Origin of the sequence: Halobacillus naozhouensis, from assembly GCF_029714185.1 — a bacterium.
GTDB classification, from domain to species: domain Bacteria; phylum Bacillota; class Bacilli; order Bacillales; family Halobacillaceae; genus Halobacillus_A; species Halobacillus_A naozhouensis.
The window spans coordinates 3,559,417-3,583,681 of the sequence record NZ_CP121671.1 but is presented as its reverse complement, the minus strand read 5'-3'; the positions used below and the strand labels follow the sequence as shown (position 1 = coordinate 3,583,681).

The 24,265-nt window shown below is 36.1% G+C and carries 23 protein-coding genes; 21 read left to right on the top strand and 2 right to left on the bottom strand.

Annotation, left to right across the window (positions count from 1 at the left end; translation table 11 throughout):
- Positions 1-34 precede the first annotated feature (34 nt).
- From P9989_RS18415 to P9989_RS18335, 17 genes are all read left to right on the top strand, one after another.
- Positions 35-1,882 carry a polysaccharide biosynthesis protein gene (locus tag P9989_RS18415; protein ID WP_283076308.1) on the top strand — a complete coding sequence of 616 codons (1,848 nt, stop codon included), beginning with the start codon at positions 35-37 and terminating at the stop codon, positions 1,880-1,882.
- Positions 1,883-1,905: 23 nt separating this feature from the next.
- Complete coding sequence (gene galU / locus P9989_RS18410) at positions 1,906-2,784, top strand: UTP--glucose-1-phosphate uridylyltransferase GalU (protein ID WP_283076307.1); 879 nt, start codon at positions 1,906-1,908, stop codon at positions 2,782-2,784.
- A gap of 21 nt (positions 2,785-2,805) precedes the next feature.
- Complete coding sequence (locus tag P9989_RS18405) at positions 2,806-4,134, top strand: UDP-glucose dehydrogenase family protein (RefSeq protein ID WP_283076306.1); 1,329 nt, start codon at positions 2,806-2,808, stop codon at positions 4,132-4,134.
- Positions 4,135-4,169: 35 nt separating this feature from the next.
- Positions 4,170-5,207 carry a Gfo/Idh/MocA family protein gene (locus tag P9989_RS18400; RefSeq protein WP_283076305.1) on the top strand — a complete coding sequence of 346 codons (1,038 nt, stop codon included), beginning with the start codon at positions 4,170-4,172 and terminating at the stop codon, positions 5,205-5,207.
- Positions 5,194-6,534 (top strand): nucleotide sugar dehydrogenase, encoded by a 1,341-nt coding sequence (locus tag P9989_RS18395; protein WP_283076304.1) that lies wholly within the window; start codon positions 5,194-5,196, stop codon positions 6,532-6,534. The genes P9989_RS18400 and P9989_RS18395 overlap by 14 nt, the downstream gene beginning before the upstream one ends.
- 29 nt (positions 6,535-6,563) lie before the next feature.
- Positions 6,564-7,226, top strand: a complete 663-nt coding sequence (locus P9989_RS18390; RefSeq protein ID WP_283076303.1) for a lipopolysaccharide biosynthesis protein — start codon at positions 6,564-6,566, stop codon at positions 7,224-7,226.
- A 41-nt stretch (positions 7,227-7,267) separates the two neighbouring features.
- Positions 7,268-7,879: an oligosaccharide flippase family protein gene (locus P9989_RS18385; RefSeq protein ID WP_283076302.1), complete on the top strand. Its 612-nt coding sequence runs from the start codon at positions 7,268-7,270 to the stop codon at positions 7,877-7,879.
- A gap of 24 nt (positions 7,880-7,903) precedes the next feature.
- Positions 7,904-9,199, top strand: coding sequence for an oligosaccharide repeat unit polymerase (locus P9989_RS18380; RefSeq protein WP_283076301.1), 1,296 nt, complete (start codon positions 7,904-7,906; stop codon positions 9,197-9,199).
- On the top strand, positions 9,199-10,296 hold the full coding sequence (locus tag P9989_RS18375; RefSeq protein WP_283076300.1) for a glycosyltransferase family 4 protein: 1,098 nt from the start codon (positions 9,199-9,201) through the stop codon (positions 10,294-10,296). The genes P9989_RS18380 and P9989_RS18375 overlap by 1 nt, the downstream gene beginning before the upstream one ends.
- Positions 10,297-10,315: 19 nt before the next feature.
- Positions 10,316-11,437 (top strand): DegT/DnrJ/EryC1/StrS family aminotransferase, encoded by a 1,122-nt coding sequence (locus P9989_RS18370; RefSeq protein WP_283076299.1) that lies wholly within the window; start codon positions 10,316-10,318, stop codon positions 11,435-11,437.
- A 9-nt stretch (positions 11,438-11,446) separates the two neighbouring features.
- Positions 11,447-12,538 carry a non-hydrolyzing UDP-N-acetylglucosamine 2-epimerase gene (gene wecB, locus P9989_RS18365; RefSeq protein WP_283076298.1) on the top strand — a complete coding sequence of 364 codons (1,092 nt, stop codon included), beginning with the start codon at positions 11,447-11,449 and terminating at the stop codon, positions 12,536-12,538.
- Complete coding sequence (locus P9989_RS18360) at positions 12,535-13,245, top strand: acyltransferase (protein WP_283076297.1); 711 nt, start codon at positions 12,535-12,537, stop codon at positions 13,243-13,245. Before wecB ends, P9989_RS18360 begins: the two co-directional genes overlap by 4 nt.
- A gap of 514 nt (positions 13,246-13,759) precedes the next feature.
- Positions 13,760-14,926 carry a glycosyltransferase family 2 protein gene (locus P9989_RS18355; RefSeq protein WP_283076296.1) on the top strand — a complete coding sequence of 389 codons (1,167 nt, stop codon included), beginning with the start codon at positions 13,760-13,762 and terminating at the stop codon, positions 14,924-14,926.
- A 73-nt stretch (positions 14,927-14,999) separates the two neighbouring features.
- A complete protein-coding gene (locus tag P9989_RS18350) occupies positions 15,000-15,614 on the top strand; it encodes a sugar transferase (protein ID WP_283076295.1) in 615 nt (204 codons plus the stop codon).
- Positions 15,611-16,234, top strand: coding sequence for an acetyltransferase (locus P9989_RS18345; RefSeq protein ID WP_283076294.1), 624 nt, complete (start codon positions 15,611-15,613; stop codon positions 16,232-16,234). Before P9989_RS18350 ends, P9989_RS18345 begins: the two co-directional genes overlap by 4 nt.
- 27 nt (positions 16,235-16,261) lie before the next feature.
- Positions 16,262-17,425, top strand: a complete 1,164-nt coding sequence (locus P9989_RS18340; protein WP_283076293.1) for an aminotransferase class I/II-fold pyridoxal phosphate-dependent enzyme — start codon at positions 16,262-16,264, stop codon at positions 17,423-17,425.
- Positions 17,426-17,601: 176 nt separating this feature from the next.
- Positions 17,602-17,826, top strand: a complete 225-nt coding sequence (locus P9989_RS18335) for a hypothetical protein (RefSeq protein ID WP_283076292.1) — start codon at positions 17,602-17,604, stop codon at positions 17,824-17,826.
- A gap of 222 nt (positions 17,827-18,048) precedes the next feature.
- On the opposite strand, the gene P9989_RS18330 is transcribed toward P9989_RS18335, so the two are convergent.
- Both P9989_RS18330 and P9989_RS18325 read right to left on the bottom strand, forming a co-directional pair.
- Positions 18,049-19,173: a M20 peptidase aminoacylase family protein gene (locus tag P9989_RS18330; RefSeq protein ID WP_390305215.1), complete on the bottom strand. Its 1,125-nt coding sequence runs from the start codon at positions 19,171-19,173 to the stop codon at positions 18,049-18,051.
- Between the two features lie 27 nt (positions 19,174-19,200).
- Positions 19,201-20,037: a MurR/RpiR family transcriptional regulator gene (locus P9989_RS18325; RefSeq protein WP_283076290.1), complete on the bottom strand. Its 837-nt coding sequence runs from the start codon at positions 20,035-20,037 to the stop codon at positions 19,201-19,203.
- Between the two features lie 130 nt (positions 20,038-20,167).
- Here P9989_RS18325 and P9989_RS18320 point away from each other — a divergent pair, with 130 nt between their 5' ends.
- The 4 genes from P9989_RS18320 to P9989_RS18305 all read left to right on the top strand — a co-directional run bounded on the left by P9989_RS18320 (position 20,168) and on the right by P9989_RS18305 (position 24,208).
- Entirely contained in the window at positions 20,168-21,613 is a 1,446-nt protein-coding gene (locus P9989_RS18320) for a YfcC family protein (protein ID WP_283076289.1), read from the top strand.
- A gap of 344 nt (positions 21,614-21,957) precedes the next feature.
- Positions 21,958-22,755: a glutamine ABC transporter substrate-binding protein gene (locus P9989_RS18315; RefSeq protein ID WP_283076288.1), complete on the top strand. Its 798-nt coding sequence runs from the start codon at positions 21,958-21,960 to the stop codon at positions 22,753-22,755.
- Between the two features lie 71 nt (positions 22,756-22,826).
- Positions 22,827-23,486, top strand: a complete 660-nt coding sequence (locus tag P9989_RS18310) for an amino acid ABC transporter permease (RefSeq protein WP_283076287.1) — start codon at positions 22,827-22,829, stop codon at positions 23,484-23,486.
- On the top strand, positions 23,486-24,208 hold the full coding sequence (locus P9989_RS18305; protein WP_283076286.1) for an amino acid ABC transporter ATP-binding protein: 723 nt from the start codon (positions 23,486-23,488) through the stop codon (positions 24,206-24,208). The genes P9989_RS18310 and P9989_RS18305 overlap by 1 nt, the downstream gene beginning before the upstream one ends.
- The last annotated feature ends 57 nt before the right edge of the window (positions 24,209-24,265 follow it).

Sequence of the window (24,265 nt, the reverse complement as noted above, 5' to 3'; positions counted from 1 at the left end):
CTCTAATTTGTGAGGGAAGGGGTGTTTACTAAAAATGACTAACGCTTTTAGAAAGAGATTGGCTTTATTAATTATTATAGATTCAATCATAGTATCTTTTTCGATCTATATGTCCCACTTTTTCCTGAATCCTTATGTGACTACATTTGATTGGATGATGTTTGTTTCAGCTTTAACATTGTTGTTAACTCACCATATGTTTTCAAGTGTATTTGGGATGTATAAGAAAAAGTGGCGTTATGCCAGTATGGAAGAATTACTCGGAATTATAGTCGTTGTCTCTTTATCTATCTTATCGGCTGCAGCTGTTCAAGCTTTAGCCTTTGGTTCTATTTATGAACGTGCACTTGTTATTACTTGGATGCTACATATTTTACTAATAGGTGGAGTAAGGTTCGCCTGGAGATATTATAAAACCTACGGACTTACGGTTAACCCTAAAGGGAAAAAAGCAAAATTGGTAAAAAATGACCCAAATTTAAAAACAACACTAATTGTAGGTGCAGGATCTGCTGGACGTATGCTGGCACGACAGATGAAGGGTTCAGAAGAAGTGAATACAAACCTAATTGGTTTTGTTGACGATGATTTCACCATGCATCACCTAACGATAGGTGGCTTACCTGTGCTTGGAAGTACAGAAAAAATTGAGGAGATTTCACAGAGTTATGGAATCAATCACATAGTTATTGCCATGCCTTCGATTGAACGAAATCGGGTTAAAGACATTATTCGAGAATCACAAAAGGTCGTTAAAAATGTCCAAACTCTACCAATGATTGAAGATATAGCTCTTGGAAATGTTTCAGTCAATCAAATTCGTGATGTATCAATTGAGGATTTATTAGGACGAGAACCAGTTGAGTTAGACATTGACTCCATTTCTAGTGAAATCAACGGAAAAACAGTGCTAGTAACAGGTGCGGGTGGATCTATAGGTTCAGAAATCTGTCGACAGTTAGTCAAATTTGGACCAGAGAAGCTGCTCTTATTAGGTCATGGGGAGAACAGTATTTATACCATTCATATGGAATTGTCTCAGTTAGACATAGCAACGGAGCTTGTAACGGTTATTGCAGACGTTCAGGACCGTGACCGTATTTTTGAAGTGGTAAATGAGTACAAGCCTTATTATATCTATCATGCTGCTGCACATAAACATGTTCCGTTGATGGAGGCAAACCCGAAAGAAGCGGTTAAGAATAATGTGATAGGAACAAAGAATGTTGCTGAAGCAGCGGACGTTGCTGGAGTCGCAAACTTTGTTCTAATTTCATCTGATAAGGCCGTAAACCCTACGAACGTGATGGGAGCTACAAAACGTGTGGCTGAAATGGTAGTTCAGTCATTAAGTCGAACCAGTTCTACTAAGTTTGTGGCAGTTCGATTTGGTAATGTGCTTGGGAGTCGTGGAAGTGTCATTCCTTTGTTTAAGAAACAGATTGCAAGTGGAGGTCCTGTGACAGTAACACACCCGGATATGACAAGATATTTTATGACGATTCCTGAGGCTTCAAGGCTAGTGATGCAAGCGGGGGCTTTAGCTCGTGGTGGAGAGATCTTTGTGCTTGATATGGGTGAGCCAGTAAAAATTGTTGAGCTGGCGAAGAATCTTATTTCTCTTTCAGGGTTTAGGGAGGAAGAGATTGGGATTAGGTTTGCTGGGATACGTCCTGGTGAGAAGATGTACGAAGAACTTCTCGGTGAAGGCGAAGTTCATTCTAAGCAAGTTTTTCCGAAAATCTATATCGGGAAAAATAATGATGTGCCGGTTACCGCTCTCTATAATTTCATTGAATTTGAGATGGATGCCCTGACTAATGAAGATATTAAATCAAATGTCTTTAGATTAATTGATAAAAAAGAACCTGTTTCAAATTAAATAGATTACTGGAGGAATATTAGATGAACAAAATTAAAAAAGCGATTATTCCTGCTGCCGGGTTAGGTACACGCTTTTTACCAGCTACTAAAGCTATGCCTAAAGAAATGTTACCTATTGTTGATAAACCGACTATTCAATACATAGTTGAAGAAGCAATTGCATCAGGAATTGAAGATATCATAATTGTTACAGGCAAAGGGAAGCGTGCAATAGAAGATCACTTTGATAATAACTTTGAACTTGAAGACAATTTAATAAAAAAAGAAAAATTTGAATTACTAGATAAGGTAAATGAAACATCTAATGTAGATATTCATTACATTCGCCAAAAAGAACCTAAAGGATTGGGACATGCCGTATGGTGTGCGCGTAAATTCATTGGTAATGAACCATTTGCAGTACTATTGGGTGATGACATTGTTGAGGCAGACCCACCTTGTCTTAAACAATTAATAGATCAGTATGAAGAAACTGAGTCGTCCATTATTGGGGTTCAACAAGTTGCCGATGACCAAACACATCGTTACGGTATTATTGATCCTTCTAGTAGTGAAAACCGCCGTTACCAGGTAAAAAACTTTGTAGAGAAGCCTGCACAGGGCACAGCACCTTCAACCTTAGCTATTATGGGGCGCTATATTCTTAACCCTGAAATCTTCTCATCCCTAGAACAACAGAAAACAGGAGCTGGTGGAGAAATTCAGTTGACTGATGCAATTCAGGAATTAAACGAACTTCAAAGTGTATTTGCTTATGACTTTGAAGGAAGTAGATATGATGTTGGCGAGAAGTTTGGTTTTATAAAAACCACGATAGAGTTTGCTTTGAAAAATAATGAAATTGGTTCAGACGTAGAGGAATTCATAAATTCTTTAGTAAATCCAAAGGTTCATAATTAAATCGTAAGTGAGGGGGATAAAATGAATATTGCAGTAGTAGGCACCGGCTATGTTGGACTAGTTACGGGTGTGAGCTTGTCTGATGTTGGTCATACCGTCACGTGTATTGATATAGATAATGAAAAAATTTTGAAAATGAAACAAGGAATCTCACCTATATATGAACCCGGTCTTTCAGATATGATGACCAGAAATATTCATGAAGGAAGACTACATTTTACCAGTGATCACCAGGAAGGTTTTGAAAGTGCTGAAGTAATTTATATAGCAGTGGGAACACCGGAAAGAGAAGATGGGTCAGCTGATCTTTCATTTGTAGAACAAGTAGCTAAAGATATAGCTTTTCACGCTATAAGGAATACAGTTGTAGTTACTAAGAGTACAGTCCCGGTTGGAACAAATGATAAAATCCAATCCATTATTGATGAAAGCTTAGTTCAACAAGTTAACCTTGAAGTCGTTTCAAACCCCGAGTTTTTAAAAGAGGGGTCCGCTATCTATGATTCATTCAATGGAGACCGTATAGTTATTGGAGCAAATAGTAAGGAAGCGGCAAATATTCTTGAAGAAATCAATAAGCCCTTTGGAGTTCCTGTGTTTAAAACAGATATTAAAAGTGCCGAAATGATTAAGTATGCATCTAATGCTTTTCTTGCAACGAAAATAAGCTTTATTAACGAGATCTCAAACATCTGCGAGAGATTGGGTGCTAATGTTGAGGATGTAGCAAATGGCATGGGTATGGATAAGCGAATTGGAGATAAATTCCTTAATGCAGGTATTGGGTATGGGGGGTCGTGTTTTCCAAAAGATACGAAAGCGCTGATTCAAATAGCTGGAAACGTTGAGTATGAATTTGAGTTGCTTAAAGGTGTAGTTAAAGTCAATCAAAAACAACAAGGGTTATTGCTTGCGAAACTAAATGAACGTATTCCTGATTTAACAGGGAAGCGAATTGCTGTTTTAGGATTGGCATTTAAACCTAATACAGATGATATGAGAGAGGCTGCATCATTAGTAGTTACAGAAAATTTGATATACTCAGGTGCTGAAGTAATGGCTTATGATCCCGTCGCGATTGACAATGCGAAGAAGATACTTAATGACGATGTTCGGTATGCAAGTTGCGTAGAAGACGCTGTGAAGAATAGTGATGCTACACTTATTCTTACGGAGTGGGATGAAGTAAGGAATGTTGATCTGGATGTGTTTAAGTCTATGAATTATCCTCTTGTTATTGATGGAAGAAACTGTTTTGAACTAGAAGAAATGAAGGATAACAATATTGAGTATCATTCAGTAGGTAGACCGGTACAAAACCATAAAGTGAAACACAGACAAAGTATTTGAATAGTTTAAATGAATACGAAAAAGTAGGTGTCTAAATGAATTTTGCGATAGTAGGTTGCGGCTTCATAGCTAAAAAACATGCAAATGCAATCAAAGAGGTAAAGAATGCAAAATTGGTAGCTGTAAGTGATAAAATTTCTGCTGCTATGAACTTTTATGAGAGAGAATATAATGCCAATCCTTATACTGATCTAAGTGAAATGTTGGAAAAGGAGGATATTGATGTTGTTTGTATCTGCACACCGAGTGGACATCATGCATCTTTAGCAGTACACGTAGCAGAAGCGGAAAAACATATTATACTCGAGAAACCCATTGCGATGACATTAGAGGAAACAGACCGAATTATTGAAGCTGCTGAAAAAAATAAAGTAAAACTATCGGTTGTTCATCCAAACCGTTATCGGCCAGTTGTCCAAGAAGTTCGTAAAATTCTTGATAAAAATTTATTAGGAAAAATCAGTCACGTAAATGCAACGGTAAACTGGAACCGAAATCAGGACTATTATGATCAAGCTCCCTGGCGTGGAACGAAACAATATGATGGTGGAGTATTAATGAATCAAGCTATACATAACCTTGATTTGTTATTATGGTTCATGGGGAAGCCTGAACAAATATTTAGTATGGAAGCAACACGGTTGAGGAATATTGAAGCTGAAGATGTTTCAACAGGCCTAATCAAGTTTAGATCTGGAGCTCTTGGAACGGTAGAATCTGCAACGACGGTATATCAAAAGAATTTTGAAGAATCGATCACCATCTTTGGAGAAAAGGGTACTGTGAAAATAGGCGGGACAAATGCGCTACACTTTGAACATGTAGAGATAGAAGGTGTACCTGAAGCGGAATTAGAAGAAATTAAAGAGAAGATAGAAGAGGACCCATGGGGAACACCAGGTCATCAATGGATAGTTGAAGATATGGTTAATGCAATTAATGAAGATAGATTACCTGCTGTAACAGGAAAAGATGGGAGAAAAGCAGTGGAACTCGTCTTATCCTTCTATGAATCTGCTAAACAAAATCGACCAATTCAATTAACAAAGGAGAAAGAATATGCCAATAACTAAAGAAGTAAGTAGTAGACTTACTGAGAATTTAATCAATAAGCTAGAGAATAAGACTGCAGTAATTGGCGTTGTAGGCCTCGGCTACGTCGGGTTACCCTTAGCTGTTGAGAAAGCAAAGGCGGGGTACGATGTAATTGGTTTCGATATACAGGATAGTCGGGTTGAAAAAGTTAATCAAGGTATAAATTATATAGGTGACGTAGTTGATGAAGAACTAAAGAATATTGTTAGTACTAATAAATTTAAAGCTACAACTGATTACTCGCTCATTAAAGAGGTTGATGCAGTAGCAATTTGTGTTCCGACACCGCTAGATATTTATAAACAGCCTAATACTTCCTATGTGGAAAGTTCAGCTGTTGAAATTTCTGGATACCTTCAGAAAGGAACACTTATTGTACTAGAAAGTACCACCTATCCGGGCACTACAGAGGAAATTCTTAAACCTATATTAGAAGAATCTAATTTAAAATGTGGTGAAGATTTTTTCCTTGCATACTCACCGGAACGTGTTGATCCGGGTAATAAGCAGTTTAAAACCAAAAACACCCCAAAAGTTGTTGGAGGTATGACTGAAAACTGTACTAAAGTTGCAGCAACAATGTATGAGAATGTATTAGAGAGTGAAATTCACCAGGTTTCCAGTCCATCTGTAGCTGAAATGGAGAAAATACTAGAAAATACATTTCGTAACATTAACATTGGTTTGGCAAATGAAATGGCAATTTTATGTAACAAAATGGGTATTGATGTATGGGAAGTTATTGATGCAGCAGCAACCAAACCATATGGATTCATGCCATTTTATCCAGGACCAGGGTTAGGCGGTCACTGTATTCCGATTGATCCGTGGTATTTGACATGGAAAGCACGTGAATATAATTACCATACTAAGTTAATTGAAACAGCTGGTGAAATTAATAATGATATGCCAGATTACGTTATAAAAAGGATAATGGAAATTCTAAATAATGATGGAAAAGCGTTAAATGGCTCTAATGTTTTAGTTTTAGGAGTGGCTTATAAGAAAGATATAGATGACTTTAGAGAGTCACCTGTCCTACCTATTTTAGAAAAACTAGATAATGCAGGAGCGAACTGGACAGTAGTAGATCCGTACGTAAAAGAGTTTAAGTATAAGAAGACTATTAAATCACCTATAGAAGAAATAACTGTTGAGATGTTAGAAAGAGCTGATTTAGTAGTTATCGCGACTAATCATAGCGATTTTGATTACAATAAAATAATATCAAATTCAAAAGCGATTTTTGATACTAGAAATTCCTTTAAATATAATGTGAATAATACAAATTATTATAAGCTGTGACAATTTGCGCTCTATGGTGGAGATAGAAATTGAATATTATTAAAAGGTTAACAGAGAATAAATTTATAAAACATGTATTGCTATTGGTGGGGGGGACTGTATTTGCTCAGGGGCTAGTGGTTTTATCTTCTCCCATTTTAACTAGAATGTACACTCCCGAAAACTTTGGGATATTAGGAATTTTTATTTCTTTAATTTCAATACTAAGTTCGGTAGTGTCAATGAAATATGAATTGGCATTGCCATTAACAAGAAATCTGAAAGAAACAATTAATCTTTTTATTTTAAATATCTTGCTTATAAGTATACTCTCTTTCCTATTTTTGTTAATTTTTTTGTTATTTGGAGACTATATATTTTCCCTTTTAGGTGTATATGGCTATGTTGATCTATTGAGATGGTTAATACCCCTGACATTATTTTTTATGGGTATTACTATCAACATTACTTACCTATTTGTGAAATTAAATAAGTTCAAGAATATTGCGAGTATTAAAGTCAATAGTACTATGGTGAAAGTAGTTTCACAATTATTATTAGGTACTATGCCGTCTTCAAATTTTGGTTTGATAGCTGGTGATATTTTTGGACGTTTTTTGGGGGCTATACTAAGCTTATACTTAGTGTTTAATAAAAGTTTAAACCAAATATATATATATATATTAAGAAATATGTGTCTCTTAATAATATAAAAGCAATTGCATTTTATTATAAGAATTTCCCATTATATTCAATGCCTGCTGGTCTTATTAACAGTTTTTCAACACACATTACTCCCATTGTATTAATCTTTGCTTACAATCCAACTATAGCGGGTTTTTATGCTTTAACTCAAAGAGCACTTGGGCTACCGCTTACATTAGTAGGTCAATCAATCTCCCAAGTATATTTAAGTCAAGCACCTGAACTTTTACAGAAAGATGTATACTTAGTCAGGGAGTTATATAAAAAAGTTGCAAGAAATTTATTTCTTGTAGGTGTTGTACCAATCATATTATTAGGTATATTTGGAGAAGGTATATTTACTCTTGTATTTGGTGAATCTTGGGCAAATTCCGGTGTTTATTTACAAGTGTTATTCTTAATGTTTATTGCTCAATTTACCGTTGCTCCACTATCACAGACATTAAATATCTTAAATAAACAAAATATACAATTATTATGGGATATCACTAGAGTAGTTGTGTCTATGGTTACGATAATTTACCCTTCAAAAGTTTTACTATTAAAACCAGAAATAACTTTATTAATTTATTCTGTAAGTATGTCTCTATTATATATTGGGTTATATTTTATTTCGTTACATTATCTAAAAAGTAAAGGCGACTATAACAACACAATCTAGGATTGAAGAATAAGAGGAAAAAATATGAAAAATAATTTAGCAATTAAAAAAAAGTATATATATATAATTTTGTCGGCTATCTTATTTAAATCAATATTAGAATATGGATACTATGTTTTTGTGAATCCATTATATCAATATAATGGATTCATTATGGTTCCATCACAAATTAAATTAATTGAATCATATCTATTAGTTATATTAATATCATTCTTTTTAGCTAAACTTGATGATTTTAATAAACCAAGTAAAGTAGTCGTTTATATTTTATTTATCAATTTATATTTACCCATTTCATGTTTGTACTGGTTACAAGATGAACCGAGGGACTTTTTCTTTACTATATCATTTTCGTTTATTGTACTATATTTGATCATTACAAAAACTAAAAGCATCAAATTGCCATTACTTAGAGAAGGAAATAAAGTAGCAATTTTCACCCTCCTTGGCATTAGTGTATTTGTATATGGTTATTTACTTGCAACGGGGGGGCTTCAGAGAATAAATTTGAATTTATTACAAGTATATGAGACAAGGGAGGCATACTCTGAAAACACGAATACTTTAGTAGGCTATCTTTTGCCTTGGCAAGCACATGTCGTTAACTTGTTTTTTTTAATATTTGGCTTAATTAAAAGAAATAAAGGTTTAATAATAACTACATTGTTATTGCAGTTACTGTTATTTTCAATGACGAACTTTAAAAGCTTCCTTTTTGCACCTTTAGTTGTAGTGGGATTATATTATTTATTTAATAAAGGTTTTAAAAATAGTTTACTCCTATTTATATCAATTTCATTATCTTCATCAATGGCTTTTTTGATTGTCTTATATAGATTAACGGATAATGTCATGTTGCTATCTCTCTTTTTAAGAAGGTTATTTTTTGTTCCTGCCAAATTACATTACGTCTATTTTGAGTATTTTGAAGGTATTTCAAAATACAAATTATCAATGAACATATTATCGTTTGTTTTTGAAAAACCGTATAATGTTGGTCCGGTCGATTTAATTTCTAGGGAACTTTATGATAAAAACCTTAGCCCGAATGTAGGTATCTTTGGTGATGGTTATTTGAATTTTGGATTGTTAGGAATTCTGATTTTTATAATAATTTTAAGCGTAATTTTAATTTTACTTGATAGTGTTTCTGTGAATTCCCCTTTAATCTTATCTATGTCAATAATTATTATCCCATCAATGGCACTAGTAAATTCGGCAATGTTTACTAGTTTTGTAACACACGGCATCCTATTTGCGATATTTGTAATATGGATGACAAGTTCATTATTTAGGAATGACAAAAGGAGTGTACATTAATGAAGATATGTCATATAACATCAGTACATAGATACAATGACACCCGTATTACACTAAAAGAATGCAGGTCATTAGTTGAAGATAATTATGAAGTTCATCTAATTGCCCCAAATACAAAAGAAACAGAGTTTAATGGGATAAACGTCCATGGAATTACAAATCCGTATAAAGGAAGAATCAACAGAGTTAAAAAGTTTTCTAAAGAGGTTTATTTGAAAGCCTTGGAAATTGATGCTGACGTTTATCATTTTCATGATCCGGAATTAATTCCAATAGGTTTAAAATTAAAAAAACAAAAAAAAGTTGTTATATATGATATTCATGAAGATGTGCCCAAACAAATTCTCTCTAAAACTTGGATCAAAAAACCATTAAGAAAATTTATTTCCGTTCTCTTTAAGAAATATGAAAATAAATCTGTAAGAAAATTTAATGCTTTAATTACAGCAACTCCTAATATTAATGAAAGATTTATTAAGCTCAATAGTAAATCAATTAATGTAAATAATTACCCAATATTATCAGAACTTCATACGTTAAATTCGAATAAGAAAATAAATGAACCTTATGTAACTTATATAGGTGCAATTAGTAAAAATCGTGGTATCGAAACAATGGTATCCGCAATGGATTTAGTTACCAATAAGCTTTATTTAGGTGGGAAGTTTGCGTCTTTGAAAGAATATGAGAATGTTGTTAAAAAAAGCGGATGGAGAAAAGTTATTTATCTAAATCAATTAGAAAGAAATGAAGTTAAAGACGTATTAAATAAATCTATTGCTGGTTTGGTACTTTTTTATCCCGAACCAAATCACATTAACGCTCAACCAAATAAAATGTTTGAATATATGTCTGCAGGGGTTTGTGTTATTGGGTCTGATTTTCCTTTGTGGAGGGAAATTATAGAAGGAAATGAATGCGGGATATGTGTGAATCCCTTAAATAATGAAGAAGTTGCTAAAGCCATTCAATGGGTTATCGATAACCCAGCAGAGGCTATTAGAATGGGTGAAAATGGAAGGAAGGCAATAGAATCTAAATATAATTGGGAATATGAAAGTCAAAAACTATTAAGATTATATAAAGAATTATCCTAAAACGAAAGGAGTTAATAAAATGAAACGTATAAAAATGTTAGATCTATCAGAACAGTATAAAGATATCAAAGGAGAAATTTTAGATAAAATTAATGAGGTTATAAGCTCTTCTCAACTTATACTAGGGAATAATGTAAATGAGTTAGAACAAGATGTAGCTAAATATAGTAATGTCACTAACGGTATTGGCGTTGGAAACGGGTCAGACGCAATACACATTGCTTTACAGGCGGCAAAGGTTAAAGAAGGAGACGAAGTCATCACTACTCCATTTACTTTTTTTGCAACAGCAGGTGCTATTGCAAGATTAGGAGCAATTCCAGTATTTGTTGATATCGACTCTATAACATTTAATATTGACCCACAAAAAATTGAAAATGCAATAACAGATAGAACAAAAGCAATAATTCCTGTACATTTATATGGACAAATGGCTGATATGGATGAGATTAATAAAATTGCTAAAAAGCATAATCTTGTAATAGTAGAGGATGCTGCTCAAGCAATTGGTGCTGAGTACCAAGGGAAAAAACCAGGAGAACTTGGAACCGCCGCCACTTATAGCTTTTTTCCAACCAAAAATTTAGGGGCATATGGCGATGGTGGTATGATTGTGACTTCTAACAAAGAGGTTGCAGAAGATAGTAGAGTTATTAGGGTCCATGGCAGTAAACCAAAGTATCATCACCATCTATTAGGGTATAATAGTAGACTTGATGAGATACAAGCTGCTATTTTGAATGTAAAATTTAAAAAAATATCTGAGTTTAGCGAACAAAGAAGACAAAGAGCGAAGTTTTATTCACAAAAATTAAAAGAAATTGTTTCAGAGTATGTTTCTACACCTACCGAAAGAGAAGGAAACTACCATGTATATCATCAATATACTTTAAGAGTCAAAAGAAGAGATGAATTAAAAGAGTTTCTAAAAGAAAATGGAATAGATTCAATGATCTACTATCCTGTGCCTCTTCATCTCCAACCCGTATTTGAAGAACTAGGGTATAAAAGAGGCGATTTCCCAGTAACTGAAAAAGCTATAGATGAGGTATTATCTCTTCCAATGTATCCTGAACTGAGACGGGAAGATCAAGAATATATTGTTGAGAAGATAGAACAATTTTACTCTTTAAGAAAATAGGTGATTTTTTTGAAACTGTTAACTATTGCAGGAACAAGACCACAATTAGTAAAAGTAGCCGCTGTATCAAGGGAATTAAGGAAACACTTTACCGAGGTATTAGTAAATACAGGACAACACTATGATTACAACATGGCGGGAGTCTTTTTTGAGCAATTAAAAATTCCTAAACCAGATTATGATCTTGGTGTAGGGTCTATGACACATGGAAGACAAACCGGTAACATGATAATAAAAATAGAAGAGGTTGTTGAAAAAGAGCAACCAGATGCCGTGGTTGTATATGGTGATACAAACTCTACTTTAGCAGGAGCCCTTGTAGCAAGTAAATTACATATTCCGGTGTTACACATCGAAGCGGGATTAAGAAGTTTTAATAAAAAAATGCCTGAAGAAATAAATCGTGTGATAACTGATCATGTTTCAGAGTTGTTGTTTTCACCAACTAGTTTAGCAGTTGAAAACCTAAAGAAAGAAAATATTACTGAGGGGATCCATCAAGTAGGTGATGTAATGTATGACGCTGTATTATATAACTTGAAAATAGCAGAAGAAAAACATTCGCTAGATGAATTTCAGTTATCTTCTAAATCATTTATCTTAGGAACTATTCATCGAGCTGAGAATACAGATAATAAAGAAAGAATGAGTGCAATTATAGATGCATTTCTAAGGCTAGACTATAAAGTTTTCTTGCCATTACATCCTAGAACAAAAAATAAACTTGAATCATATAATCTATTAAATAGATTATATGATTCACCTAACATTATTTTGTCCGAACCTATTTCATATTTAGAAATGCTTTTACTTGAAAAACATGCTTTAGCAATAGTGACAGATTCTGGGGGCGTCCAAAAAGAAGCTTATTTTGCTAAAATTCCATGCTTTACATTACGAGAAGAGACAGAATGGGTTGAAACAGTTGAAACAGGTTGGAATCAACTGATAGATCCATTAAATGAAAACTTAGCTAACCTAATTAATTCCTTTGAATTAAAGGAGTATAAGGAAAACTTGTATGGTGATGGTAAATCTGGAGAGAGAATAGCCTATTTAATAAAAGAGCATTTTTCCAATAAGAAACGGGGTAAATTATGAGTGAACCAAATATTGGCCAAAACGTAATAATAGAAGATAACGTTAAAATTGGTGAGGGTGTTACTCTTGGTCATAACGTTATCATCTATTCTGGAACAAAAATCGGAAATAATGTAATAATTCAGGATAACGCTATCATTGGTAAACAACCAACAAAAGCAAAATCCTCAATATTACCAGATATAAATCGACTTCCAGCCTCAGAAATAGGATCTGAAGTCACTATAGGAACTTCATCTATAATATATGCTGATTGTAGGATAGGAGATAATGTGTTTGTTGCAGATCTTGCAACTGTTCGTGAAAGGGTGAAAATAGGGGATTATACAATTATAGGACGGGGAGTTTCAGTCGAAAATGATTCAACAGTTGGAATACATTGTAAATTAGAAACTAATTGTTATATTACTGCCTACTCAACTTTAGGTGATCACGTTTTTGTAGCTCCTTGTGCAGTAACTACTAATGATAATTTCATGGGTAGAAGTAATGAACGCTTTAGTAAATTCAAAGGAGTAACTGTTAAAAGAGGTGGTAGAATTGGTGCGAATGCGACGGTTTTACCTGGTAATATTATTGATGAAGATGGAACCGTTGCAGCTGGTAGTGTAGTGACTAAAAATGTAAAAAAAGAAGAAGTTGTTGTTGGAGTTCCAGCAAAAAAAATTCGAGATGTATCAAAAAGTCAATTATTAAAGAATCAATGATTGATTTTTTGAAAAGGGTTTTTTAATTAAAAATGGATCAGTATGATTACTGACATTAAGATTTCCCACCTTTGCCATGGTTCACACAGTATACTATTTTACCCCACTTTTAACATTGGTGGATCAGTTACTGTCGATATCTCCTATAAAAGGGATCCTTACAAGGAGAGGTGGTTACCCATAAGCTACCATTCTTGACTTAGTAAATAACCCCAGAAACTTCCTGTCAAGATCTTATCTTGCTAGTTATATAGGTACATCTAATGGAAACGTGGTTGGATAAGTGAGTTATAAAGGTGAGTGGATCAAAAATATAGCAAAGGTGGATCTATCTTGGTGGATCTATCTAATGGAATTATTCGCAGATTAAATTTATCCTCGCAAGTTAAGTAATAGATATATAGCCAATGTATGTATGTTCATTTTATATTGATAGATTAAATGTTTAAATTTCAGATAGTTCGGGAATCATGTTCAGAATTATACCCAACCACTTGCGATTTTGAGGTGCAATATGTATATTTTTTTAGAAATACTGTTTTTTATATTTAGTTTTTTAGTATTTTGGGCAATAATAGGTTACCCTTTTTCTTTGAAAATTTTAGATAAATTACTAACAAAAAATGAATTGCCTAAAAATTATAATTATCAACCTACTATAACTATCTTGATAGTTGCTCATAATGAGGAAAGTGTTATAAAAGAGAAATTAGAGAATGTATCACGTATAAATTATCCTAAAGAAAAACTAGAAATTCTTATTTCTTCAGATAATAGTACAGATACAACTAATGAAATTGTGGAAGATTTTATTGTAAACAATCAAGATAAGAATATAAGAATTTATAAGGCTAAAAATCGTAAAGGAAAAACTAATGCACAAAATGAAGCGGTAAGAACAATTAAAAGTGAATTAATAGTATTTACAGATGCTAATGCAATGTTAGACAAAAATGCATGTATAGAATTAGCAGCGGCATTCTATGATGAAAGTATTGCATATGTAACAGGGAAACTGTGTTACACAAATAGGGATATTGATTTAGCGAGTGAATCTGAATCATCTTATTGGGATTTAGACCTTGCATTAAGAGATATTGAATCTAGGTTTCAGACTATAACCGCTGGTAATGGTGCTTTATACGCTTGTAAACGAAAAGATTATGTTGAATTTGATCCAATTAAAAGTCACGATAGCTCAATGCCGCTTTATTATTCCTTGAACAATAAGAATGCAATTGCTAACCATGATGCTTTAGCGTTTGAAAAAGCTGGAGAAAATATAAAAGACGAGTTTAATAGAAAGGTAAGAATGTCTCGAATTATTTTGGCATCTATATTGCCAAGTCTAAAAATCTTAAATGTTTTTAGATATAAATGGTTTACCTATTTTTATTTAGGTCATAGAACATCTCGATATTTACTTTGGTTTTCTCATATAATGGTGCTGTTGTTGAACATGATTTTAATTAATGAGAGTTCAATTTATGTTATTACCTTTGGATTTCAATTAGTATTCTATACAATAGCTGTACTTAGAAGATTCTTTTATATCAATAACAGATTTATCAATATGATTTATTATTATTGTATGACACTATATGCACAAATAGTCGGGGTAATGAAAGTAATCACAGGTAAAGCGAAACCAACATGGGAAAAGGCTGGGAGTACGAGATGATATTTATTAATTTAAAGCCCTATAAAAATAAAAGCAACCGATATGTAGAGGTTAATAGAGAGAAGTGTAAACTATGAAGAGGTTAACTGACATTACCATATCACTAATATTAATAATTATCTTTAGTACAGTGTTATTAATTTCTTTTTTTATAATTAAGAAAAAGTTAGGCTCACCTGTTATTTTTACACAACAACGCCCTGGCCTACATGGCAAGCCTTTTCACGTATATAAATTTAGGACAATGACAAATGAACGTGATAAAAATGGTGATCTCTTACCAGACAATATTCGACTAACCAAAACAGGTAAGATTATTCGGAAACTTAGTCTGGACGAACTTCCTCAACTTTTCAATGTAATAAAAGGGGAGATTAGTTTAGTGGGGCCTCGTCCTTTATTAATGGAATACCTTCCTTTTTATACACGAGAACAAGCGCGCAGACACGATGTTCGTCCTGGAATTACTGGGTGGGCACAAGTTAATGGTCGCAATGCTATCAGCTGGGAAGATAAGTTTAAATTGGATGTATGGTATGTTGATAACCGAACTTTTTGGCTAGATATAAAAATTATTTTTTTAACCGTCCTAAAAGTGTTTAAGTCTGAAGGTATTAATCAAGATGGCAATGCAACGATGGAGAAGTTTAGGGGTACTTCTGATAAAGAGAAGGTATCGGGTAAATGACTAAATTAATTCTAATTGGTGCTGGCGGTCATAGTAAAGTTATACAAGATATTGTAGCAGAAGATAAGGATTTTGCTTTATATGCTATAGTGGATGATGCATTTGATGATATGAATGAAGTAGACGGGATTATCTATGCGAACACTAGCTTTTTGGAAGGTATATCTGTAAAAAATTATTTATTTTGTGTTGCAATTGGGAATAATAATATTCGAAGAAATTTATATAACAAGTTTAATATACCGTTGGAATCCTATGCTACGTTAGTTCATCCTAGCGCTGTTATTAGTAAAAGCGCAAAAATTGGACATGGAACTGTTGTTATGCCAAATGGAGTAGTTAATGCCGACACCATTATTGGTAATCACTGTATTGTTAACACCAACTCGGTCATAGAGCATGATAACATTATAGGGGACTATGTTCATATATCTCCTAATGCGACGTTATCTGGAGCAGTCACCGTAGATGAAGGAACTCATGTTGGTGCTGGCAGCGTTGTAATACCTTCAAAGAATATTGGGAGCTGGAGTACTGTTGGTGCTGGTTCGGTTGTAATCAATAATATTATGGAAAATGTTACTGTAGTTGGAGTCCCAGCCAAAGAATTAAAACCATAATCTTGTAAAAAGGGGTGCACATTTATAATGCAAAAAAAAGAAAGAGTCTTCCTCTCATCTCCTCATATGAGCGGAAACGAACAAAAGTACATACAAGAAGCATTTGATCTGAATTGGATAGCCCCACTTGGAAACAACGTTAATGAATTTGAAAAAGATATTGCAGAGTATAATGGTATGGCAGGGGCTTCAGTAGTAACATCGGGAACAGCTGCGATTCATTTAGCTTTGCGTCTATTGGACGTCTCAGAAGGAGATAGCGTCATCTGCTCTTCCCTTACTTTTGTAGCAAGTGCAAATCCTATTATGTATCAAGGGGCAGAACCTATCTTCATAGATTCCGAACCAGATACATGGAATATGTCTCCACAGGCATTAGATAGAGCATTAAGAGATGCGGGGCAAAATGGCAATCTGCCTAAAGCTGCAATAATTGTTAATTTATATGGTCAAAGTGCAAAAATAAACGAACTGAAATCTGTTTGTGATAGATATAGTGTGCCAATTATAGAGGACGCAGCTGAGTCACTTGGTAGTGAATACAATGGTCAGAAAAGTGGGACCTTTGGAGATTTCGGCATCTACTCCTTTAACGGAAATAAAATAATTACAACTTCCGGTGGTGGAGCACTTGTTTCTAATAATAAAGAAGCATTAGAAAAATCACGTTTTTTATCTACTCAGGCTAGGGATAAGGCTCTACACTATCAACACAGTGAATTAGGATATAATTACAGAATGAGTAATATAGTAGCTGGAATTGGCAGGGCCCAACTAGAGGTCCTGGATACCCGGGTGGAGCAAAGGAGAGGAGCATTTAGACGTTACCAGGAATCTTTAGGGAGTCTTCCGGGTTTTAACTTTATGCCTGAATTAGAAGGTACTAAATCTAATCGTTGGTTAACTGCACTAACAATCAACCCAGACCAGGCAGGAATATCTCACTTGGATATAATTGATGCGTTAGCTGAAAGAAATATTGAAGCTAGACCTGTATGGAAACCACTCCATCTTCAGCCAATTTTTGAAGGAAAAGAATATTATCCACATGATATAAATTATAGTGTTTCAGATAAACTGTTTAAGTACGGTTTATGCCTCCCTTCAGGATCGAATATGACTCTTGAGCAGCAAGATAGCGTAATAGGGATTATTCAGGAGCTTGTTAAATTAAAACAACCTACCAGCTAGTTCATATTATTTATTCAAATTGTAACTTGATTTTATCGTAACAAGTTCCTTCCTCATAAAAGGGAGGGACTTGTTACGATCTAATCGATCTAACTCTTTCCGAAACTGTCTTAGTTAAGATCTTCACTACAACATACTATGATAAAACACATCTATCAAAATAAAGAGGGTAAGATATGCATTATGAATTGATTCATACAGAGAACGAACAAGATGGTCACAGGGCTATCAAAATAAAGGATAAAGTGAGCAATAAATTTCACGTGTATTATCCACAAGAAATATTCCTCATAAAAGAACCAGTTTTAAAAGCTTTCTTATTCTCTCGTCTTAAGAGAATAAACGATGGTTATTATGATGTGGAATCAGACACTTGTGACATTCAAGTGATTTTTGATTAGCAGTTACACTCCCAACGTATAATTCCCTCTGCTGAACGTTGTTGGGCAAGCTGGAAGCTTAAAAGTTATTTTGAGAGGGGGGAAGTTTTTTATGATTTTTTCATTATGAAAATAGTCTTGCTCTGAAAATTCTTTGCGGGTTATTTTATTTTGTTCAAATAGAATAGGAGTATAGGGACAGTATCAATGAATTGTTAATTAACAAACTTCTTTTAGAAATTTTTAGAAATTAAAGTGCTCAAGAGTCTTCAACACCGCACCCGTCAAAATCCTCACTCCCGGCATAATCATTCCATGATCAAACGACATATTCGGGTGGTGCAATCCCGGCTTCAAATCACATCCCAGCCCAAGAACAGACGCTTTAATATGTTCCTTTTTCAATGTATAAAAATGAAAATCTTCACTGCCTGTTGTCGTTACAGGATCTACTAGATTCTCTTCTCCCAGAACTTCCTTGATCGATTCCGCCATAATTTCTTGTGCTTCTGGATCGACAATCGCCGATGCCATCATAGATTCCAGAGATAAATCGATCGGAACACCATAGTAATCAGAAACTGATTGGACGGCCTCCTGTACGGAAGTAGTCAATTCCTCGATCGTGTCATTCCTCTGGGCACGTAAATCAATGCTGAAGGTTGCGTTTCCTGGAATGATATTCGCACTTTCACCGCCTGCTTGGAATTTAGTAAACTTGACGGAGTGTGGAATCATAGGATCCATGTGAATATGATTTAATTTCTGCACTAATTCCGCTCCGATTTCAATCGCATTCACACCAAGATGGGGGCGAGCACCGTGTGTATCTTCTCCTTTAATTTCTCCGTTGATATGTCTGGCAGCTCCGTGAAAGAGGGCAGGGGTAGCCATGCCGTTCTCCACTTCCTGAATAGGGCGCAGGTGTACGCCGTATAAGAAATCAACGTCATCAACCACGTTCTTTTCCACCATTTTTAGGGCACCGGTTCCTTTTTCCTCAGCGGGCTGAAAGATAAAGCGAATGGTTCCGTCAGGGGTGTGTTCCATATCTTTGATGGACAAGAGAACCCCAAGGGCCATGGACATATGGGAGTCGTGGCCGCAGGAATGATTGGCCTGGAACTTTCCATCGACCTCTTGCCAGAGGGCGTCCATGTCGGCGCGGATCCCTACAACAGGTTTTCCTTCTCCAATTTCTCCGATTACGCCTGTACAATCATCAAACGTACGAACACGGCAGCCATTTTCTATTAAAATATTTTTGATAAATTGGGTTGTTTCGGTTTCTTTCCAACTAATTTCAGGATGGGTGTGCAGGTGTTCAAAGATTTCCATTACTTTTTTTTCAATATGATTTGTTGCCATGGGGTTCACATCTCCTTTGACTGGTGATTATAGTTTAAAGGTTTGCTTGAGTCGCTTTTCTTCCATAACTAGTTTATTTTCTCGGGTTCGTTCTGGGTCCTGAAGGGAGAGGCCAGAAACGAGTGCGTTCATAAAGGAAAACACAATCGGGGCTGTTTCTGAATGGCTCCTTTTTGAAAAGTAAACAGGGAACAGAATATCAGCATACTTGGAAATCGGTGCGATGCCGGAATCGGTAATGCCGATAATCGTCCAGTCGCGTCGTTTCGCTTCTTCGGCAAGCATTAAGGTTTCTGTTGAATAAGCGTGGAACGAGAACACGATAAAGACGTGCTTTGCTGATCCGAAATCAAGATGGGCATCGAGATCAGGACGATATAATCTGGCATTGACCCCGATCGACTGCAGTGCATAAGTCAGCCAGTGAGACATGGAGAAGGTATAACGTAAGCCGGCAATCAGCACTTGCTCGGCATCTGCCAGGGTAGCAGTGGCCTCCGTGAATTGCTCTTCACTTATATTTTCGGCCGTTGATTGGATGTTAAATTGGTCGTGCAGCATCACTCGTTTATGAAAGGACTGCTCTTTCTGCTCATCCTGTGACAACGGATAATCCTCAAAAATCCGCTTCTGGTTAAACACATAGTCGCGTACTTCAGCTTGCAGTTCGCTGTACCCCTTATACCCTAACGTTAGGCAGAAGCGGGTGATCATCGATTCACTCACATCAAGTGCTTCACCAACCTTTTTGGCTGGGTTGGCTGCAAAAGCTGTCGGTTCCTCCAGTAAATAGTTCGCCACTTTTTTTAACCCTTTTGACAGATCATCATAGGATTGTTCGATTTTCTTATAAAAATCTTCCACAAAGCTTCCTCCTGATAAAATAAAAGAATATTTTTAAAAATATATTGATTTGCAAGAAATACTTTATTATAATCTACCATAACTTATAAATTGTCACAATATTTTTAAATCAAAAAGGAGGAGCTTTTTTATGGCGGTTGAACAGAGTAATTCGGACATGAAGCATCATCAACATCCGCAGAAGCGGAAGAAGAAGTGGGCGATGCCTGATGCTTACATTATTATGTTGCTGATTATGCTGGTAGCGGCGATTGCAACGTATATCTTGCCATCGGGTGCATTTGAGCGGGTGGAACAGGGAGATATTACGGTGGTCGTTCCAGACAGCTTTCATTCTGTCGATGGAGATCCGACGGGGATTATGGACTTCTTTTTATCGATTCAAAATGGCATGGTCGAGACAGCTGGTATCATTTTCTTAGTCTTAATTATCGGTGGAACTTTTGCCGTCATTGAATCGACCGGGGCCATCAATGCTTCAATTATGAAGGCGGTCAATAAGACAAAAAACCGTGAACATTTACTTGTCCTATTCGTAGGGATTTTACTCATGATTGGCGGTCTTACCGGCGCGATATCGAATGCGGTTATTGCCTTTATTCCGATCGGGATTGTCCTGGCGAAGGCGCTTGATTTAGATGCGATCGCTGGTGTGGCTATTATTAAATTAACGGCATATGTAGGATTTAATACCTCATTTATGAGTCCGTTTACCGTGTTGATTGCCCAAGACATTGCCGGACTTCCTTTGTATTCCGGCATTCTGTTCAGGTCGATCATGACCGTAGTGATTTTTGCCGTAACGATCTCGTATATTCTTTGGTATATCAAGCGAGTGAAGAATGACCCGGCGAAGAGTCTGATGGGGGCCAATCGTTTTCCAAAAGGCGATGGAAAAGTGGACGAGGATGTTCATCAGAAATTTACCGGCACGCATAAATTGATTCTATCTTTTGTCGTCTTAGCGATTGTGTTCTACATTGTCGGAGCCTTACAATTCGGCTGGTCACTTAATCATATGGCAGCTATTTTCCTCATTATCACAGTTGGAACAGGGCTGATTGCCAAAATGTCGCCAAACTTTGTTGTAAAAGAATTTATGGGCGGAGCGAAGAATCTCGTTTATGGCGCATTAATTATCGGACTAGCCAGAGCTATCGTCCTCGTCATGCAGAACGGAGAAATCCTCGATACAATCGTGCACTGGCTGGCCGTGGCGATGGAACCCTTCTCCTCAGTGTTCGGTGCGATTGCGATGTTTATTGGAAACTCTCTATTCGCCTTGCTTGTATCGTCTGGGAGCGGGAACGCCGTCGTGATGATGCCGATCCTGACACCATTAGCTGACCTGATGGAAGTACCGAGACAAGTGGCAGTGACGGCGTATCAATTGTCTGATGGTTTTATGAATAGTATTACACCAGCGTCTGGTGTGCTGTTAGCTTGCCTGGCGATTGGCGGGGTGCCATGGACGAAGTGGGTAAGGTTCATGCTGCCGTTAATTGCGATGTGGTATGTGTTGTCGATGGTATTCCTGGCGATTGGGGTATTGATTGGCTGGGGACCGAATTACTAAGTGAGAATAAGCCACCCCGCTTCTTTTTGAACAAAGAAGCGGGGTGGCTTATTGGTTTCCTGAGCCGTTGTGTGATTATGAAGAATATACTTATAGCAAGGCTGTTTTCGCGAGGGTCAACTTTTTGAAAAATCATTTCGTAAAACTCTTGACCAATTAACAACTGACGACTTCTAAATACACATTTTCCTAATATTTGAAATACATATGAAACATTTGTATAATATAAGAATATTGAGAAAATTTTTTATATGTAGAACTGTTGAGTTCGAGAAATCATTAAAGGAGTCATGAGGGGGGCTGGTTTCGAAACCAGTTAGACCAACAAAAGGGGGAAAGCAACATTGAAGAAAAATAATTGGAAGTTATTAGGTCTTATCTTATTTTCTGCTTGTCTGATACTTGGACTTGCTGCATGCGGAAGTAGTGAAGAATCGAGTGGTTCAGATGGTGAATTAGAGGACAAATATACCGTTGCAACGGATACTGGATTTGTTCCGTTTGAATTTAAAGAAGACGGTGAGTATACAGGTTTCGATATTGAACTCATTAAGGCGATAGCCGACGAAGCGGGATTTGAAATAGAATTAGCACCAACAAACTTTGATGGTATTATTCCGGGACTGCAAACGGGTAAATTTGATATTGCCATAGCCGGAATTGGTATTACAGAGGAGCGTGCTAAGAAGATTGATTACAGTGATCCATACTATGAATCAGGGCTGCGTATTGGTGTTCCAAAAGATAATACATCAATCAAAAGTCTTGAGGATCTGGAAGGAAAAACTATCGCCACAAGACTCGGGTCAACTAGTGCAGCATTTATAAAAGAGAATATTAAAGGTGCAACACCAAATGAGTACCAGCAGATGAGTCAGGTGTACCTGGCAGTGGAAAATGGAAGTGCTGATGCTGTTCTGTATGATGCTCCAAATGTTGCTTATTACGTCAAAACAGAAGGCAGTGATAAGCTGAAAATGGTCGGCGAATTGTATAAAGCCGAGCAATATGGAATTGCCATTTCCAAAGGGCAAGAAGATTTGGTAAAGGCTATCAATGATGCCCTGGCAACGCTGAAAGAAAATGGAACGTACGATGAAATTTATAAAAAATGGTTTGGTGAAGCACCAAAAGAATCATAAGAGCAGTAAAGGGTGTAACCATCCAAATGTTACACCCTTTACTTTTTATAGACAACAAGAGAGGTGAGAATATGCTGGATCGATTTAATTTTTCAGGTGTGGTTGAATTTTTACCAGAATTAATGACGGGTCTTTATTATACGCTGCTGATCTCGGTAGTTGGTCTTTTGATAGGCTTTGTTCTTGGTGCCATTTTTGGATTGGGGCGTATTTCAAGATTTAAAATTGTTTATTGGATATCAAGTGTGTACATAGAGATTCTCCGCGGTACTCCGGTTCTAGTTCAGGCCATATGGATATTCTATGCGCTGCCGTTGATTATTTACTATAATTTTGATTCAGTTACAGCCGGTATTATAGTAATTGCTTTAAATTCGGGGGCATATATCGCAGAAATTGTACGTGGTGCCGTAGTATCTATTGAAAAAGGTCAAATGGAGGCTGGTCGTTCACTTGGCCTGAATCATCGACAGACGATGCGTCATATTATTTGGCCACAGGCTTTTAAACGAATGATTCCGCCACTGGGCAACCAATTCATTATCAGTATTAAGGATACATCCCTGTTATCAGTCATACTCGTTCCGGAACTGATTTTCCAAGGGCGTTTGATTGCTGCCAACCACTTTAATGCTGTTGAAATTTATACGACAGTTGCCGTGTTCTATCTGGCCATTACCTTAACATTATCCTTCGTCTTGAGCATTGTTGAAAGGAGGCTGGATGTATAATGATTACGGTTGAAAAATTGCATAAAAGTTTCGGAAAGACAGAGGTCCTGAAGGGGATTGATTGTAAGGTTGAACAAAAAGAAGTGGTTTGTGTAATCGGCCCGAGTGGATCCGGAAAAAGTACATTTTTAAGGTGTTTAAATCTGCTTGAAGAAATTACAAGCGGTGATGTTGTTGTTGATGGTGCAAGTTTAAATGATCCGAAGACAAATATTAATGAAGTTCGAAAAGAAGTGGGAATGGTTTTTCAGCAATTTAATCTGTTTCCGCATAAATCCGTAATTGAAAATGTCATGCTTGCTCCACAAAAAGCGCGTGGTATCAGTAAAGATGAAGCAAAGGACCGTGCACAGAAGTTACTGGAAAAGGTCGGTCTGAGTGAAAAAGCTGACATGTATCCCAATCAATTATCAGGCGGACAGCAGCAACGCGTGGCCATTGCTCGTGCACTTGCCATGGAGCCTAAGGTGATGTTGTTTGATGAACCAACCTCTGCACTCGATCCAGAGCTTGTTGGGGAAGTATTAGCCGTTATGAAACAGCTTGCCTATGAAGGTATGACGATGGTCGTTGTCACACACGAAATGGGGTTTGCCAAAGAAGTTGGGGATCGAGTCCTCTTTATGGATGAAGGAATTATAATGGAGGAAGGCGATCCGGAACAGATCTTTACGAATCCTGAATCGGAGCGGACGAAAGAATTTCTGAATAAAATATTGTAACGATAAAAGAGGCTATTGGTCTGTAATTTTTGCAGGCCGGTAGCCTTTTTTCGAAAG

Bases quoted from the DNA above. Each gene is read 5' to 3' on its own strand.
- P9989_RS18415 (WP_283076308.1), top strand. From the start codon at position 35: ATGACTAACGCTTTTAGAAAGAGATTGGCTTTATTAATTATTATAGAT.
- galU (WP_283076307.1), top strand. From the start codon at position 1,906: ATGAACAAAATTAAAAAAGCGATTATTCCTGCTGCCGGGTTAGGTACA.
- P9989_RS18405 (WP_283076306.1), top strand. From the start codon at position 2,806: ATGAATATTGCAGTAGTAGGCACCGGCTATGTTGGACTAGTTACGGGT.
- P9989_RS18400 (WP_283076305.1), top strand. From the start codon at position 4,170: ATGAATTTTGCGATAGTAGGTTGCGGCTTCATAGCTAAAAAACATGCA.
- P9989_RS18395 (WP_283076304.1), top strand. From the start codon at position 5,194: ATGCCAATAACTAAAGAAGTAAGTAGTAGACTTACTGAGAATTTAATC.
- P9989_RS18385 (WP_283076302.1), top strand. From the start codon at position 7,268: ATGCCTGCTGGTCTTATTAACAGTTTTTCAACACACATTACTCCCATT.
- P9989_RS18380 (WP_283076301.1), top strand. From the start codon at position 7,904: ATGAAAAATAATTTAGCAATTAAAAAAAAGTATATATATATAATTTTG.
- P9989_RS18375 (WP_283076300.1), top strand. From the start codon at position 9,199: ATGAAGATATGTCATATAACATCAGTACATAGATACAATGACACCCGT.
- P9989_RS18370 (WP_283076299.1), top strand. From the start codon at position 10,316: ATGAAACGTATAAAAATGTTAGATCTATCAGAACAGTATAAAGATATC.
- P9989_RS18360 (WP_283076297.1), top strand. From the start codon at position 12,535: ATGAGTGAACCAAATATTGGCCAAAACGTAATAATAGAAGATAACGTT.
- P9989_RS18355 (WP_283076296.1), top strand. From the start codon at position 13,760: ATGTATATTTTTTTAGAAATACTGTTTTTTATATTTAGTTTTTTAGTA.
- P9989_RS18350 (WP_283076295.1), top strand. From the start codon at position 15,000: ATGAAGAGGTTAACTGACATTACCATATCACTAATATTAATAATTATC.
- P9989_RS18345 (WP_283076294.1), top strand. From the start codon at position 15,611: ATGACTAAATTAATTCTAATTGGTGCTGGCGGTCATAGTAAAGTTATA.
- P9989_RS18340 (WP_283076293.1), top strand. From the start codon at position 16,262: ATGCAAAAAAAAGAAAGAGTCTTCCTCTCATCTCCTCATATGAGCGGA.
- P9989_RS18335 (WP_283076292.1), top strand. From the start codon at position 17,602: ATGCATTATGAATTGATTCATACAGAGAACGAACAAGATGGTCACAGG.
- P9989_RS18330 (WP_390305215.1), bottom strand. From the start codon at position 19,173: ATGGCAACAAATCATATTGAAAAAAAAGTAATGGAAATCTTTGAACAC.
- P9989_RS18320 (WP_283076289.1), top strand. From the start codon at position 20,168: ATGGCGGTTGAACAGAGTAATTCGGACATGAAGCATCATCAACATCCG.
- P9989_RS18310 (WP_283076287.1), top strand. From the start codon at position 22,827: ATGCTGGATCGATTTAATTTTTCAGGTGTGGTTGAATTTTTACCAGAA.
- P9989_RS18305 (WP_283076286.1), top strand. From the start codon at position 23,486: ATGATTACGGTTGAAAAATTGCATAAAAGTTTCGGAAAGACAGAGGTC.